General features: G+C 26.6%; 10 protein-coding genes and 1 pseudogene. All 11 read right to left on the bottom strand.

Features of this window, described 5'->3' with window-relative positions; translation table 11 throughout:
* A complete protein-coding gene (gene mutL / locus BGI42_RS07745; RefSeq protein ID WP_069679774.1) occupies positions 1 to 2,019 on the bottom strand; it encodes a DNA mismatch repair endonuclease MutL in 2,019 nt (672 codons plus the stop codon).
* 230 nt (positions 2,020 to 2,249) lie between these two features.
* On the bottom strand, positions 2,250 to 2,963 hold the full coding sequence (treR, locus tag BGI42_RS07750) for a trehalose operon repressor (protein ID WP_069679775.1): 714 nt from the start codon (positions 2,961 to 2,963) through the stop codon (positions 2,250 to 2,252).
* Positions 2,964 to 2,999: 36 nt separating this feature from the next.
* Positions 3,000 to 4,655: an alpha,alpha-phosphotrehalase gene (gene treC, locus BGI42_RS07755; protein ID WP_069679776.1), complete on the bottom strand. Its 1,656-nt coding sequence runs from the start codon at positions 4,653 to 4,655 to the stop codon at positions 3,000 to 3,002.
* Between the two features lie 43 nt (positions 4,656 to 4,698).
* Entirely contained in the window at positions 4,699 to 6,105 is a 1,407-nt protein-coding gene (gene treP / locus BGI42_RS07760; protein ID WP_069679777.1) for a PTS system trehalose-specific EIIBC component, read from the bottom strand.
* A gap of 177 nt (positions 6,106 to 6,282) precedes the next feature.
* Entirely contained in the window at positions 6,283 to 6,450 is a 168-nt protein-coding gene (locus tag BGI42_RS16225; RefSeq protein ID WP_192875365.1) for a hypothetical protein, read from the bottom strand.
* 20 nt (positions 6,451 to 6,470) lie between these two features.
* Positions 6,471 to 9,287 carry a DNA mismatch repair protein MutS gene (gene mutS, locus BGI42_RS07765; protein ID WP_069679778.1) on the bottom strand — a complete coding sequence of 939 codons (2,817 nt, stop codon included), beginning with the start codon at positions 9,285 to 9,287 and terminating at the stop codon, positions 6,471 to 6,473.
* 299 nt (positions 9,288 to 9,586) lie between these two features.
* Positions 9,587 to 10,609, bottom strand: a complete 1,023-nt coding sequence (gene splB, locus BGI42_RS07770; protein WP_069679779.1) for a spore photoproduct lyase — start codon at positions 10,607 to 10,609, stop codon at positions 9,587 to 9,589.
* Positions 10,610 to 10,859: 250 nt separating this feature from the next.
* Positions 10,860 to 11,234: an aspartate 1-decarboxylase gene (gene panD / locus BGI42_RS07775; protein WP_069679780.1), complete on the bottom strand. Its 375-nt coding sequence runs from the start codon at positions 11,232 to 11,234 to the stop codon at positions 10,860 to 10,862.
* Between the two features lie 61 nt (positions 11,235 to 11,295).
* Positions 11,296 to 12,156 carry a pantoate--beta-alanine ligase gene (gene panC, locus BGI42_RS07780; protein ID WP_069679781.1) on the bottom strand — a complete coding sequence of 287 codons (861 nt, stop codon included), beginning with the start codon at positions 12,154 to 12,156 and terminating at the stop codon, positions 11,296 to 11,298.
* A 21-nt stretch (positions 12,157 to 12,177) separates the two neighbouring features.
* Positions 12,178 to 13,006 (bottom strand): annotated as a pseudogene (gene panB / locus BGI42_RS07785) (3-methyl-2-oxobutanoate hydroxymethyltransferase).
* On the bottom strand, positions 13,003 to 13,965 hold the full coding sequence (locus BGI42_RS07790) for a Rossmann-like and DUF2520 domain-containing protein (protein WP_069679783.1): 963 nt from the start codon (positions 13,963 to 13,965) through the stop codon (positions 13,003 to 13,005). Before BGI42_RS07790 ends, panB begins: the two are co-directional and overlap by 4 nt.
* Positions 13,966 to 14,059 lie beyond the last annotated feature (94 nt).

Raw genomic sequence — 14,059 nt, forward strand, 5'->3', positions numbered from 1 at the left:
TTAAATAATCCTCCTAAACTTTTTGTCTATATCTGTACTAGTAAATTGAATAATGGTTGGTCTTCCATGAGGACAATGGAATGGATCATCTATATATCTTAATTCTTCAATTAATTTAACCATTTCTAATTCACTTAATGGATCATTTCCTTTTACAGCTGCTTTACAAGCTTTAGTTGCTATAGCATTATGTTTTACTTCAGTAGTTTTACCAGAACCTAGATTTTTAAGATTATCTAGTATTTCTAAGAATAAATTTCTAGGCTTAAGTTTCCCTAAAAAATATGGAACTTCTTTTAATGCAATAGACGTACCACCAAAATCTTCAATAGCAAAACCCGCTTCCTTAAATACATCCTTATTTTCTTCAAAATACGAATAATCATCTATGCTTAAATCTATTACTGTTGGTATCATTAAAGGCTGAATTATTATTTCTCCTGAGTTTATATCATTTAAATATTTTTCAAACATTATTTTTTCATGAGCTGCATGTTGATCTATCATATAAAGAGTTCCAACATATTCCCCTAATATATAAGTTTTATTATATTGACCTATAATTCTTATAGCAGGAAATTTTGGACTTCTTTCTTCTTTTTCAATTTTTCCAGTATTTATTTCATGTTTAATATATTTGTTATCTAGATTTTCACATGAAGTATCAGTTTCATTTATTGTAGTATATTTAAGTTCATTTTTATCATAAACCAGATTTATATTATTTTTATCATCACTATGGACATCTAATTTAATATTTTCACCTTTTAAATCAATAGGAATTTCTATACTTTCAGGTGTATTCTCATTAATTTGTGTATTTTCAATAGATTTTTGTTCATAAATATGCTTATTTATGCTATTATTACCGTTGTCAGAACATATGTTCTTTTGTGCTAAATTGTTAATGTTATATTTAACTTTTTCCTGTTCTTCTTCTATTTTAAATGTAATTTCTTCTATATTTAAACTTGAGTTTTTATTTTTATCTTTATTTTCCTCTTCTTCAGGTATTGAAAATTTATCAAAAACTTCTTCCTTTAAAGATGCATGAACAGCACCAAATATCTTTTTAAATATAAATCTCTCATCATTAAATTTTACTTCTGATTTAGTTGGATGAATATTTACATCTATATATTCTGGATATATTTCTATGAATAATATAAAAAAAGGAAACTTATTTATAGTGGAGAATGATTTAAAAGCTTGCTCTACAGCAATTCCTAAACTTCGATTCTTTATATATCTGTTATTTACAAAAATACTTTGGTTGTTTCTAGAACCTCGTGCAATTTCTTCTTTTCCCACATAACCATAAATTGTAGCTATATCACATGTGTTTTCAAAATATAATACATTTTCAACTATATTTTTCCCATATATAGTTCTTATTACATCTTTCATATTACCATTTCCATATGTATGAATAACTTTCTTACCATTATTAAATAGTTTAAAGCTAATATTAGGATTAGATAAAGCTATTCTAGTTATAATATCATTAATCAAAGATGATTCTTTAGATGTTGTTTTTAAAAATTTCTTTCTTGCAGGAACATTAAAAAACAAATCTTTTACTTCTATTATAGTTCCTTTATTAATTCCACACTCTGTAATTTTTGAAAATTTTCCACCTTCAATTGTTATTTCATAACCAAATTCTTCATCTTCTTGTTTGGTTTTTAAATTAACCTTAGCTACTGATGCAATAGATGGTAGTGCTTCTCCCCTGAAGCCTAAAGTACTTATACTATATATATCTTCAGATTCTTTTATTTTACTTGTAGCATGAGGCATGAAAGCTTTATGTATATCTTCTTTATAAATTCCATCACCATCATCTATAATTCTTATTAAAGAACTTCCACCCTCTTCTATTTCTATTAATATATTTTCAGAGTTTGCATCTATGGCGTTTTCTACTAATTCTTTAACTACAGATGCAGGCCTTTCTACAACCTCTCCTGCTGCAATTTTATTTGCTGTATCTTCATTTAATATATTAATTCTTTTCATATAGTGCACCCCCCTTATAAGTATTTACATTAATAATCAAATAAAATATAATTTATTATAATACATATTTATTTATAATTCTTTTGTTTAAAGTTTCTTCAAATGTATTATATCCAATTTAACTAGTAATAACAAATCTAATTTAAATATACAAATACAAAAACCCTTAGGTATTTTTAAAGAAATTAACACCTAAGAGTTCTTGTATTACTTAACTAATCATTTTAATTTTATTTACGTCTTCTTGCAAAGTCTACAAATTTAAATTTATCCGGTCTGTGTCTAGATTCTGTATATTGAAATAGACTTGTATCATCTAAATAAGTATAACTTTTTACAACCACTATCATATTGAAATTTTTCATGTTCAAATACTTTTTATCTTCTTCTGTAGCAAATTGAACAGTTATTTCTTTCTTAGCATAAGCTATTTTTAATCCCAATTCATCTTCAATATACTTATAAATGGATTCTTCACATATTTCTTCAGTAATATTTTCAACAAATTCTTGTACTAAATAATCTTTATCTAAAATTATTTTTTCATTTTTAATACTTCTAGACCTTATTATTTTCCAAACTTTATCTTCAGATTTTAATTCTAATTTTTTCATAATATTTTCATTTGGTTCAATGCATTCCAAAACTTCAACCTTAGTTTTAGAATTAGGTCCTAGTTTATCTGCAATTTCTTTGAAACTAACTACACCTGATACAGGAAAATCAAATTTATTTATATCTAATACAAAAGAACGCCTACCTTTGATTTTTTGTATATATCCGTTTTCCTCAAGTAATTTTAATGCTTTCCTTGCAGTATCTCTAGAAACACTATATTCTTTCATAAGATCACTTTCTGAAGAAATTTCATCATTTGCTTTATATATTCCATTTTCTATTCTATTTGCAATTTCACTATATATATTAAAATATTTACTACCCATTATTTATCACCATTAATATTTTAACATAACTTTGACTTAATTCTCAACGATATAAGCAATAGATTCATATGGTCTAAGTGAAATTTTATTATTTAAATCCATACTATCTTTGTAATTTGAAATTAATATTTTATTATTGCCTATTAATTCTTGTGGTAATAACACTTCAGTTTCTTCACCATAGAAATTATTTAAAACTATTAATTTTTCATTCTTATATTCTCTTGTATAAGCTAACACTTTTTCATGTTCTTCAAGTATCATTTTAAAAGATCCATTAGAAATTACATCATATTTTTTCCTAATTTGTATAAGTTTTTTATAATGGTAGAATATAGAATCCTCATCTTTTAATGCATTCTCTGCGTTTATTTCTTTATAAGATTTTCCTACAGGTATCCAAGGAGAACCAGTTGAAAATCCACTATTTTTTTCAGCATTCCATTGCATAGGTGTTCTTGAATTATCTCTTGATTTTGAAGCTAATATTTTATATATTTTTTCTTCATCAACGCCATTTTCTTTTAAAATATCATAATAGTTTTTTGATTCGATATCTCTATATTCATCTATAGAATTAAAGTTAGGATTTATCATACCAAATTCCTCACCTTGATAAATATAAGGTGTTCCTCTCATTAGATGAATACAAGTTCCAAGCATTTTTCCGCTTTCTTTATGATATTTATCTGTATTTCCAAATCTAGAAATTATTCTTGGCTGATCATGATTACACCAAAATACTGCATTCCATCCATTCCCTTTTTCCATACCTTCTTGCCATTCTTTAAAAATGTTTTTTAGTAATTTGAAATCAAAATCCATAAGTGTCCATTTATCACCATTATTATAATCTACTTTTAAATGATGGAAATTAAATACCATAGATAGTTCTTTTTCTTCTGGATTTGAATATTTAATACAATTATCTATGGTTGTAGAAGACATCTCACCAACTGTTATTATATTGTCATGTTTTCCAAAAGTATTTTTATTTAATTCTTTTAAATACTTATGTATATTAGGTCCATCTGTATAAAATCTTCTTCCATCTCCAAGAATGTCATCTTCAAATTTTTCTGGCTTAGAAATTAAATTTATAACATCAAATCTAAATCCTTTAACACCTTTTTTTATCCAATGGTCTACTATTTTATATATTTCATTTCTAACTTCTGGATTTGTCCAATCTAAATCCCCTTGTGTTTTATCAAATAGATGTAAATAGTATTCATCAAATTTATCTACATATTCCCAGGCATTTCCTCCAAACTTTGATTCCCAATTAGTTGGAGGTTTACCATTGTTACCTTTTTTAAATATATAAAAATCCTTAAATTTTTTATCTCCACTTAAAGCATTTTTAAACCATTCATGTTCTGTTGAAGTATGATTAAATACCATATCAAGCATTATATGAATATTTCTTTTTTCTGATTCTTTAATAAGTTTATCAACATCTTCATTAGTTCCAAATAAAGGATCTATATTATAATAATCTGCTACATCATATCCATTATCATTTTGAGGTGATACATAAAAAGGAGTAAGCCAAATATAATCAATCCCTAATTCTTTTAAATAATCTAGTTTTTCTATTACTCCGTTTAAATCGCCTATTCCATCTCCGTTTGAATCGTTAAATGATTTAGGATATATTTGATAGACAGTACTTTTTTTAAAGTCTTGCATACTGCTAATTCCTCCAATTTAAAATTATTATTTGCTAGTTTAACTAGCCTAGTTTTTTCTTTCCAACTATAAAAGTTAATATGAATGGAACTACTATAGCAACAACCATTGCTACTGCAAACATAAGCATGTGTTGTGGCTGAATTGATAAAATACCAGGTAATCCACCAATTCCTACAGAGTTTGCCATTACTCCTGTTGAAACAGATATTATAGCTGCTATAGCTGATCCTGCCATTCCGCATATAAATGGGAATCTATATTTTATGTTAATACCAAATAATGCAGGTTCAGTTACTCCAAGGTAAGCTGATATACATGCTGGAATTGCTATTTGTTTTTCTTCTTCATTTTTTCTTTGAAGATATATCATAGCTAAAACAGCTGACCCTTGAGCTATATTAGATAAAGCTATCATTGGCCATAAAGACGTTCCTTGAAATTGAGCCATTAATTGTAAGTCTATTGCATTAGTCATGTGATGTAATCCAGTTATAACAAGTGGTGCATAAAGGAATCCAAATATTGCAGCGAATATACTTCCAAATGATGAAGTTAATCCACCATAAACCACTGATGATACCCAAGCTCCAATAGTCCAACCTATTGGTCCAAGAACTGTATGAGCTATTAAAACAGTAGGTACTAAAGCAAAAAATGGTACTAATATCATTGATATTGAAGAAGGAACTATTTTTCTAACTCCTTTTTCAAGATATGCTAACAAGAATCCAGCTAAAATAGCAGGTATAACTTGTGCTTGATAACCAATCATATCTATTTTGGCAAAACCAAAATCCCAAAATGGAATTGTATCAGCTCCAGCAACTGCATAAGCATTTAAAAGCTGTGGTGATACTAATGTAATACCAAGTACTATACCAAGTATTTGAGTTGTCCCCATTTTCTTAGTTACAGCCCATGTAATCCCAACAGGTAAGAAATGGAATATTGCTTCACCAATTAACCATAAAAAGCTATGAGTTCCTGCCCAAAATTGTGATACTTCAATAAGAGTTTTTGTACCGTTTTCAAACATTTTAATATCACCAATGATATTTCTAAATCCTAGTATAAGACCACCTACTATAATTGCAGGTATTAACGGTGAAAATATTTCTGCTATATTTGCCATCATTTTTTGAACGATATTCATGTTTGATTTAGCTGAACTTTTTATATTATCCTTACTAACTCCTTCAACTCCAGCTAATGCTGTGAATTCGTTATAAAATACTGCTACATCGTTTCCAATAATAACTTGAAATTGTCCAGCTTGAGTAAATGTACCTTTAACAGATTTTATTTTTTTAATTTTTTCTTCATCAGCAACAGATGTGTCATTTAAAACAAATCTCATTCTTGTCGCACAATGTGAAACAGCACTTATGTTTTCTTTTCCACCTATGTATTCTAATAATTGTTTAACTTCATTACTATACTTAGCCATTATTTTACCTCCTTTTTATACATGTACGTACATGTTGTAATTAAATAATAACTTATACGTATATGTTTTGTCAATGTTTACATTGAATTTTTTATCATTAAAAGATTGCCCTAAAACGAATTGAATATTCAAAACATTCTAGGGCAATCTTTTTATACATTTTTATTATAAAATTTTTTAATTTATATCATCATTAAAAATGTTATCTTCTCTAATTATATAATTACATTGAGAATTAGGGCAAACTCTCTCGATTATTATATATGTTCCATCTATTTTACGCTTTCTAACTAACATTTCTTTACATTTTGGACATTCTAATGGAAGACTGCAACCACAATTCATAAATTTATCTCCTCTTTTTATTATTGAAATTTTTTTGCTTCTGTAACTAATTTGTATAAAGCATTCATAGCTTCCATAGGATTAAGTGATAATATTTCTACTTCACTAAGTTCTTTTATAAAACTTTCTTTTTCTATAAATTCAAAGTTAATTTGCATGTTATCCCTAGAAACATCCTTATTATTTTTATTATGCTTCTTACTATTTACTTCTTTTAACTCTTTAATTTCCACTTTTAAAGACTCTATGGTTTCTCTATACTCTATATTTTGATTTTCTATTTTTAAAATTTTCTCTTTATCATAATCATTTTCTTGTATAATTGTATTTTTAGATGAAACTATTCTATCTTCATTTTTGGTACAATCAACAGCAATTTCTTTTTCTTCATATGAATCTACTGTAGAAGATGAAACCTTATTTATATCAAATGTATTTTTATCTTCTAAATCATTAAGAATTTCTCTAGCACGATTAATAACATTATCAGGAAGTCCTGCAAGCTTTGCAACTTCAATACCATATGATTCATCTGCGCCACCTTCTACTATTTTCCTTAAAAAGACTACACTATCTTTTAATTTTTTAACTGCTACAGAATAATTTTTAACCCCTGGTAAAACTCCTTCAAGTTTAACGAGTTCATGATAATGAGTTGCAAATAAAGTCTTACATCTCAAATCCTTATTTTTAGTTATATACTCAATAACAGCCCATGCAATAGAAAGTCCATCATAAGTTGAAGTTCCTCTTCCAACTTCGTCAAGTAAGACTAAACTATTACTTGTTGCATTTTTTAAAATATTAGAAACTTCCCACATTTCAACCATAAATGTAGATTTTCCACCTGCTAAATCATCTGATGCTCCAATTCTTGTGAAAATCTTATCACAAATAGATATATCAGCACTAGCTGCTGGTACAAAAGATCCTATTTGAGCCATTAATGTTATTAATGCCACTTGTCTCATATAAGTAGATTTACCAGCCATATTAGGACCTGTAATTAATAATAATTCTTTATCACTTTGATTTAACTCAGTATTATTTGATACAAATTCACCTTTATCAATTACTTTTTCAACAACTGGATGTCTTCCATCTGTTATTTCAATTATTCCATCTTTGTTTATATTAGGTTTTACATAATCATTTTCTAACGCAACTAATGCCAAAGTAGAAATACCATCTAAATCAGCTATTATTCTCGCACTCTTTTTTAATCTACTTATTTCTTTTTCAATTTTTTCTCTTACTTCCACAAATAAAGAATATTCTAAATTAATAAGTTTTTCTTCAGAACCTAAAATTTTATTTTCCATTACTTTAAGCTCTTCTGTTATAAATCTTTCTGCATTAGCTAATGTTTGTTTTCTTATATATCTACCTTCTGGAATGGCATTATAATTTGATTTACTTATTTCTATATAATATCCAAATACTTTGTTATAACCAACTTTTAAAGATTTAATACCAGTAAATTCACGTTCTCTATTTTCTAAAGCAGCTATCCACTCTTTCCCATGAAGTTTACTTTGACGTAACTCATCCACTAAACTATTATATCCATCTTTTATTATATTTCCCTCTTTTAATCCTAAACCTGGATCTTCTTTAATAGATATATCTAGTAATTCTTTAACATCTGTTAATTCATCTAAATTTTTATAATATTCTTTTAAAAGAATAGAACTTGCATTTTTTAAAAGTTCTTTGATATAAGGAAGCTTATTTAAAGAAGACTTAAGTGATAATAAATCTTTAGCATTAACATTTTTATTAGATATTTTACCAACTATTCGTTCAATATCATAGATTTCTTTTAAAGCACTTCTTAAATCTTCATTAAAACTTATTGAATTAAATGCCTCTTCAACACCACTTAATCTTTTTTCAATTTCTTCTTTAACAATAAGAGGTTCATCAATCCATTTTCTTAAAGTTCTTCCCCCCATAGATGTAGCACTTTTATCAAGTACCCAAAGAAGAGATCCTTTTTTAGTTTTTTCTCTTATACTTTCTGTAAGTTCTAAATTCCTTCTTGAGTTTCCATCTATAGTCATATAATTTATAATCTCATATTGTTCTAATAAATTTATATTAGTTAAACTCATTTTTTGAGTTTCATTTATATACTTAAGAAGTACCCTACTTGGAATCTCTCTTTCTTTAGACAATCCACTTACTTCTAAATCTGAAAACTGATTTAGAAGTTCTTCTTTAGAAACTAAAAATTCATTAAAATCCTTTTTAGTTATAAGAGCAGGTAGTATATTATTTATTTCATTTAATAAATCTTCACTTATATTAATATCTACTATTATTTCTTTAGGAGATACCTTTGATATTTCATCAAGTAAGCTCATCTTAATATTATTAAAAGATGTAGTTTTAAATTCACCAGTACTTATATCAGATGTAGCTATTCCAAATTTATCTTCCTGTTCAAATATTACCATTAAATATGTATTATCATTTTCTAAATTAGAATTATTATCTACAAATGTTCCAGGAGTTACTACTTTTACAACTCCTCTTTTTACTATTCCTTTAGTTTGTTTTGGATCTTCAAGCTGTTCACATATAGCAACTTTATATCCTTTAGAAATAAGTCTTGGGATATAAGCAGCAGCTGCATGATGTGGAATTCCACACATAGGTGCTCTTTCCTCAAGTCCACAATTTTTACCTGTTAAAACAAGTTCAAGTTCTCTGGATACAGTTATTGCATCATCAAAAAACATTTCATAAAAGTCACCTAATCTATAAAATAGAATACAATCATTATATTCATCTTTTGTTTTCATGTACTCTACCATCATTGGCGTTAAAGCCATAATAAATTTCCTCCTTTTAATTAGGTATATATAGTTACCTAATTTTAAACTTAAAATCAAATCTTATTTTATCATAGGGGGCATTAGTAATCAAAAATTTATGAATTTTCATCACAATTATAATCTTCCATCTAAAAACTTTTAAATTAATTAATATGAGAAATCATTCCCTCTAAAATTGTACATGTATATTAATACGCGTACATAATCTCAATATAATATTATATATTTTTTAAAATTTAGAGAAAATCATAAATATAAAGATAAAAAGATCTTCCAAAATAAAATGGAAGATCTTTTTAGATAATATACTTTATAATACTATTTTTAAATAAGTCGTTTATCTTATATTTAAAGAACGATTTAACTTCTTCTAACTGTTCTTTGGTATAAACGTATTTTCCATATCCAAATTGACCATATTTATACTTACGTTCTTCATCATTCATTGGCAAAGTATTATCTGGGAATACTTCATTTATAACATTCTTTGCTCTTGGTGTGTATCTATGTGTTATAATTTCAAATGATAGTGTGGATTTCAAATCTTTAGGCATCTTATCATGCAATTTTATAAGAAGTTCATTGTAATCCTCTTTCCAATTGTCATATAAAAATACTGGAGCTATTATAAATCCAGTTAGATACTCAGCTTTTGCAACTTTTTCACATGCCTCAAGTCTTAAATCATAAGAAGCTGTTCTATTTTCAAAGTCATTTATAACCTTGTTTGTATTTAAAGTAAATCTAATCTCTGTTTTTCCTTTGTGATCTATATTTAATAAAGTATCAACATCATTATATTTAGTAACAAATCTAAATCTCCCATTTTCTTCATTGGCAAAAAATTCAATGGCCTTTTGCAAAGAATTAGTATATGGTTCTACTGGAATAGGATCTGAAGTTGCTGCACCTTCAAATATTGTTATATCAGGATTTCTTTCAATGATATATTTCTTTGCTTGATTTAAAATATCCTCTATATTCACATTAACTTTAACAAATGGTTTGGTACTTAAATTAGTGTTAAGATAACAATATTGACAATGTCCTGTACATCCAGATAGAAGAGGTAATTGATAATGAGCTGATGGTTTACATGACTGAAACTTAAAACTTTTTTTAATGCCAACAACTAAAGTGTTTTTACCTTCTCTATAATAGTTATAAGTATCATTTCCTGGAATATGTGGTTTTATCCTATTTCCAGATATATTTATAATCTCAATATTTTTATTATTCTTAAAAGTATTATATATTTTTTTACCTATTTCATAATCTAAACTACCTTTTTCAAATAGTATCCTTTTTGGAACAAACATACTTAATTTTCTCCTTTCAAAATTGAATTTATTTAGAAGTGGAAATTCTTATTATTCTTGTATTTTTAGTAAATCTTATATATTTATACAAAATAGATTTTATATAATTAAAAAAATATTTTTCTAAAATGATTTAAACATATTAAAAATAACTGCTTATTTATAAACATAAGCAGTTATTTGGGTTAATTATTCATACATTATAGGTAGTTTTAAGACCTCTTATATATTTTAACATTATAATTTTATTTTATTCATTAGATTCGTAAGTTGTTATTTCTTTTATTGTATTATCAGCATTTACAAATACAACTTTAGGTTTATATATTTTAGCCTCTCTTTCTTCTATTTGCGCATAAGCAATTATTATTACTTGATCCCCAGGTTGAACAAGTCTTGCAGCAGCTCCGTTTAAACATATGATTCCTGAATCTCTTTTTCCAGGAATAACATAAGTTTCAAGTCTTACACCATTGTTATTATCAACAATTTGAACTTTTTCATTTTCTAAAATCCCAGCAGCTTCCATTAAAGTTTTATCTATAGTTATACTCCCCATATAATTAAGTTCTGCTTGAGTTATTGTTGCTCTGTGTATCTTCCCTTTTAACATATTAAGTATCATTTTAAATCCCCCGAAGTTTAATTCTTATTTTATCTTTAACTTATACATATATAGCATTTTACTAAAATACCATTCTTTTTTTTATATTGAATGTAAAATTATCAATAAGTCTTGTTTTTCCAATGTAAACAGCAATAGCTATTAATATATTCTTATCTATATATTCAATATTTTCTAATGAATCATCATCAACTAATTCAACATAATCTATTTTAGCCAATGGTTCACTATTAATTAAATCTTTTATTATACTTTTAACTATTTGGGGATTTCTTTCCCCTTTTTCTAATTTTTCTTTTGCTTTTAAAAGACTTTTACTTAATATTAATGCTGCTTTTCTTTCTTCTTCTGAAAGATAAGTATTTCTTGAACTTTTAGCTAGTCCATCTTCTTCTCTAATAATAGGACAAGTTACTATCTCAATGTCTATACTTAGATCTCTAACCATTCTTTTTATAACAGCTACTTGTTGAGCATCTTTTTGTCCAAAATAAGCTCTATCTGGTGTAATTATATTAAAAAACTTTGAAACAACTAAACAAACTCCATCAAAATGTCCTGGTCTTTTTAAGCCACAAAGAACATTAGTAAGCCCTGAAACACTTACAGTTGTTGATCTATTATCAAAATACATTTCGTCTGGATTAGGATTAAAGACTATATTAGCTCCAGTTTTTTCACATAGTTTTAAATCTTTATTAATATCTCTTGGATAACTATCATAGTCTTCATTAGGGCCAAATTGAGTAGGATTAACAAATACACTAACAATTACTCTATCATTTTCTTTTACTGCTCTTTTTATTAAACTTTTATGACCTTCATGTAAAAAACCCATGGTAGGGACATATCCAACAGTTAATCCTTCTTTTTTCCATTCTTTTATTACTTTTCTTATTTCATTTATCTCTTTTATTAACATAACTTATACCCCTAATCTTCATTAATATAATTTTTGTAATTCTTTTTCATCTATTTTAAAGCTATGTTTTTCTTCAGGGAATGAACCTTCACAAACTTCTTCAATATAAACTTGAATTGCTTCTCTCATCTGACTTCCCATATTTGCATATTGTTTAATAAATTTTGGTATGAAATCATTGAACATTCCTAACATGTCTTGATAAACTAAAATTTGTCCATCACACTTATTTCCCGCACCTATTCCTATAGTTGGTATAGATACTTCTTTTGTTATAATTTCTGCCACTTTTTTAGGAATACATTCAAGCACTATAGCAAATGCTCCAGCTTTCTCTATAAGTTTTGCATCCTCTATAAGTTTTTTAATAGCCTCTTCACTTTTACCTTGTATTTTAAAGCCACCAAAAGCATTTACAGATTGAGGTGTTAAACCGAGATGTCCCATTACTGGTATTTGTGCATCAATTATTGCTTTTATTTGTTTAATTACATTAGCTCCACCTTCAAGTTTAACAGCATTAGCTCCACCTTCTTTTACCATTCTTCCAGCATTTTTAATTGCATCTTCAACAGAAGTATGGTAAGAGAGAAATGGCATATCACTTACTATTAAAGCATTTTTTTGCTCCTTTTTTTACAGCTTTAGTATGATAAATTATTTCATCAACAGTTACTGAAAGTGTATTATCTTCTCCTTTTATAACCATTCCTAGAGAATCACCAATTAAAATTCCATTAATACCACTTTCATCAATTATTTTAGCCATAGAATAATCATAAGCTGTAAGCATACTTATTTTTTTACCTTTATTTTTAAATTCTTGAAATGTTGCTACTGAGTTTTTCATAACTCTATTCCCCCTAATATTTTGTATATATATTTGTATTCATTTGAATTTTCAAGTAGATTTTTTAATTCTAATTCTTTGTTTTTTTCATGTGCAGTATTATCAGTTTTTAATGACATTTTTAAAGCTACTAAGTTTAACAAATTAAGTGACAGCTCTTTGTATACATTTTTATGATCTTCTCTTAATACAGATAGATGCTTTTGTATAGGAGTAATATCACCTCTGGAAACAGGTCCTGTTAAAGATTTAACAAATCCTTCTGCAAAAATATTGTTAATATTGCCCATTATCAAAGGTTTTAAAGCTTCTAGAGCTTCTTTTTCACTCAAACCGAACTCTTTAAAATAGTTTGTACCTATTTCTAACAAAGATAAAACCAAATTTGAAACAAATACAGTTGCTAAATGATATGATGAATAGGTATTTATACTTCTTACAAAATACTTATTATTTAAAATTTTCATAAGAGTTATTATTTCATCATTCTCATTAATATTTTCTCCTTCAATAGAAAAATAAATGTTTTCTAATTCCTTTAAATCAGTATTTTTACTTGAAAATGCATATATTGGGTGTATAGAATAGGTTAATGCACCAGAATGTTTTACATTACTTAATAGATTTGACGATAATGAACCACTTGTGTGGCAAATAGATTTGTTTTTTAAATTAAAATTAAAACTAGATATCTCAGTGTCTATAATTGAAATTGTATCATCAGGTGTTGTAATAAATAAAATATTACTTTCTTCTATAATATTCTTTAAAGAACAATAAACTTTTGATTTAGTTGATTTAGCTGCTTTTATAGTATTTTCTAAATTTCTTCCATAAAAACCAGTTACGTTAATCCCTTTATGAGTAAAGTAGCGTCCAAGAGATACGCCTACCTTCCCAGGACCAATAAATCCTATTTTAATAGTATCACCTCCTAAAAATTTAGTGTGATACAACATCCTAATTCAATCTCATTCATATAGATATGAGTTGCTAAAAATTAAATGTGAAAATTCTGGTGAGGTTCTATTAAGATACCACCCAAAATCATTT

The organism is Clostridium taeniosporum (genome assembly GCF_001735765.2).
GTDB classification, from domain to species: domain Bacteria; phylum Bacillota; class Clostridia; order Clostridiales; family Clostridiaceae; genus Clostridium; species Clostridium taeniosporum.

What these genes read in the sequence shown, in the direction of transcription:
- mutL (WP_069679774.1), bottom strand. Translation starts at nt 2,019, where the DNA reads ATGAAAAGAATTAATATATTAAATGAAGATACAGCAAATAAAATTGCA.
- treR (WP_069679775.1), bottom strand. Translation starts at nt 2,963, where the DNA reads ATGGGTAGTAAATATTTTAATATATATAGTGAAATTGCAAATAGAATA.
- treC (WP_069679776.1), bottom strand. Translation starts at nt 4,655, where the DNA reads ATGCAAGACTTTAAAAAAAGTACTGTCTATCAAATATATCCTAAATCA.
- treP (WP_069679777.1), bottom strand. Translation starts at nt 6,105, where the DNA reads ATGGCTAAGTATAGTAATGAAGTTAAACAATTATTAGAATACATAGGT.
- BGI42_RS16225 (WP_192875365.1), bottom strand. Translation starts at nt 6,450, where the DNA reads ATGAATTGTGGTTGCAGTCTTCCATTAGAATGTCCAAAATGTAAAGAA.
- mutS (WP_069679778.1), bottom strand. Translation starts at nt 9,287, where the DNA reads ATGGCTTTAACGCCAATGATGGTAGAGTACATGAAAACAAAAGATGAA.
- splB (WP_069679779.1), bottom strand. Translation starts at nt 10,609, where the DNA reads ATGTTTGTTCCAAAAAGGATACTATTTGAAAAAGGTAGTTTAGATTAT.
- panD (WP_069679780.1), bottom strand. Translation starts at nt 11,234, where the DNA reads ATGATACTTAATATGTTAAAAGGGAAGATACACAGAGCAACAATAACT.
- panC (WP_069679781.1), bottom strand. Translation starts at nt 12,156, where the DNA reads ATGTTAATAAAAGAGATAAATGAAATAAGAAAAGTAATAAAAGAATGG.
- BGI42_RS07790 (WP_069679783.1), bottom strand. Translation starts at nt 13,965, where the DNA reads ATGTTGTATCACACTAAATTTTTAGGAGGTGATACTATTAAAATAGGA.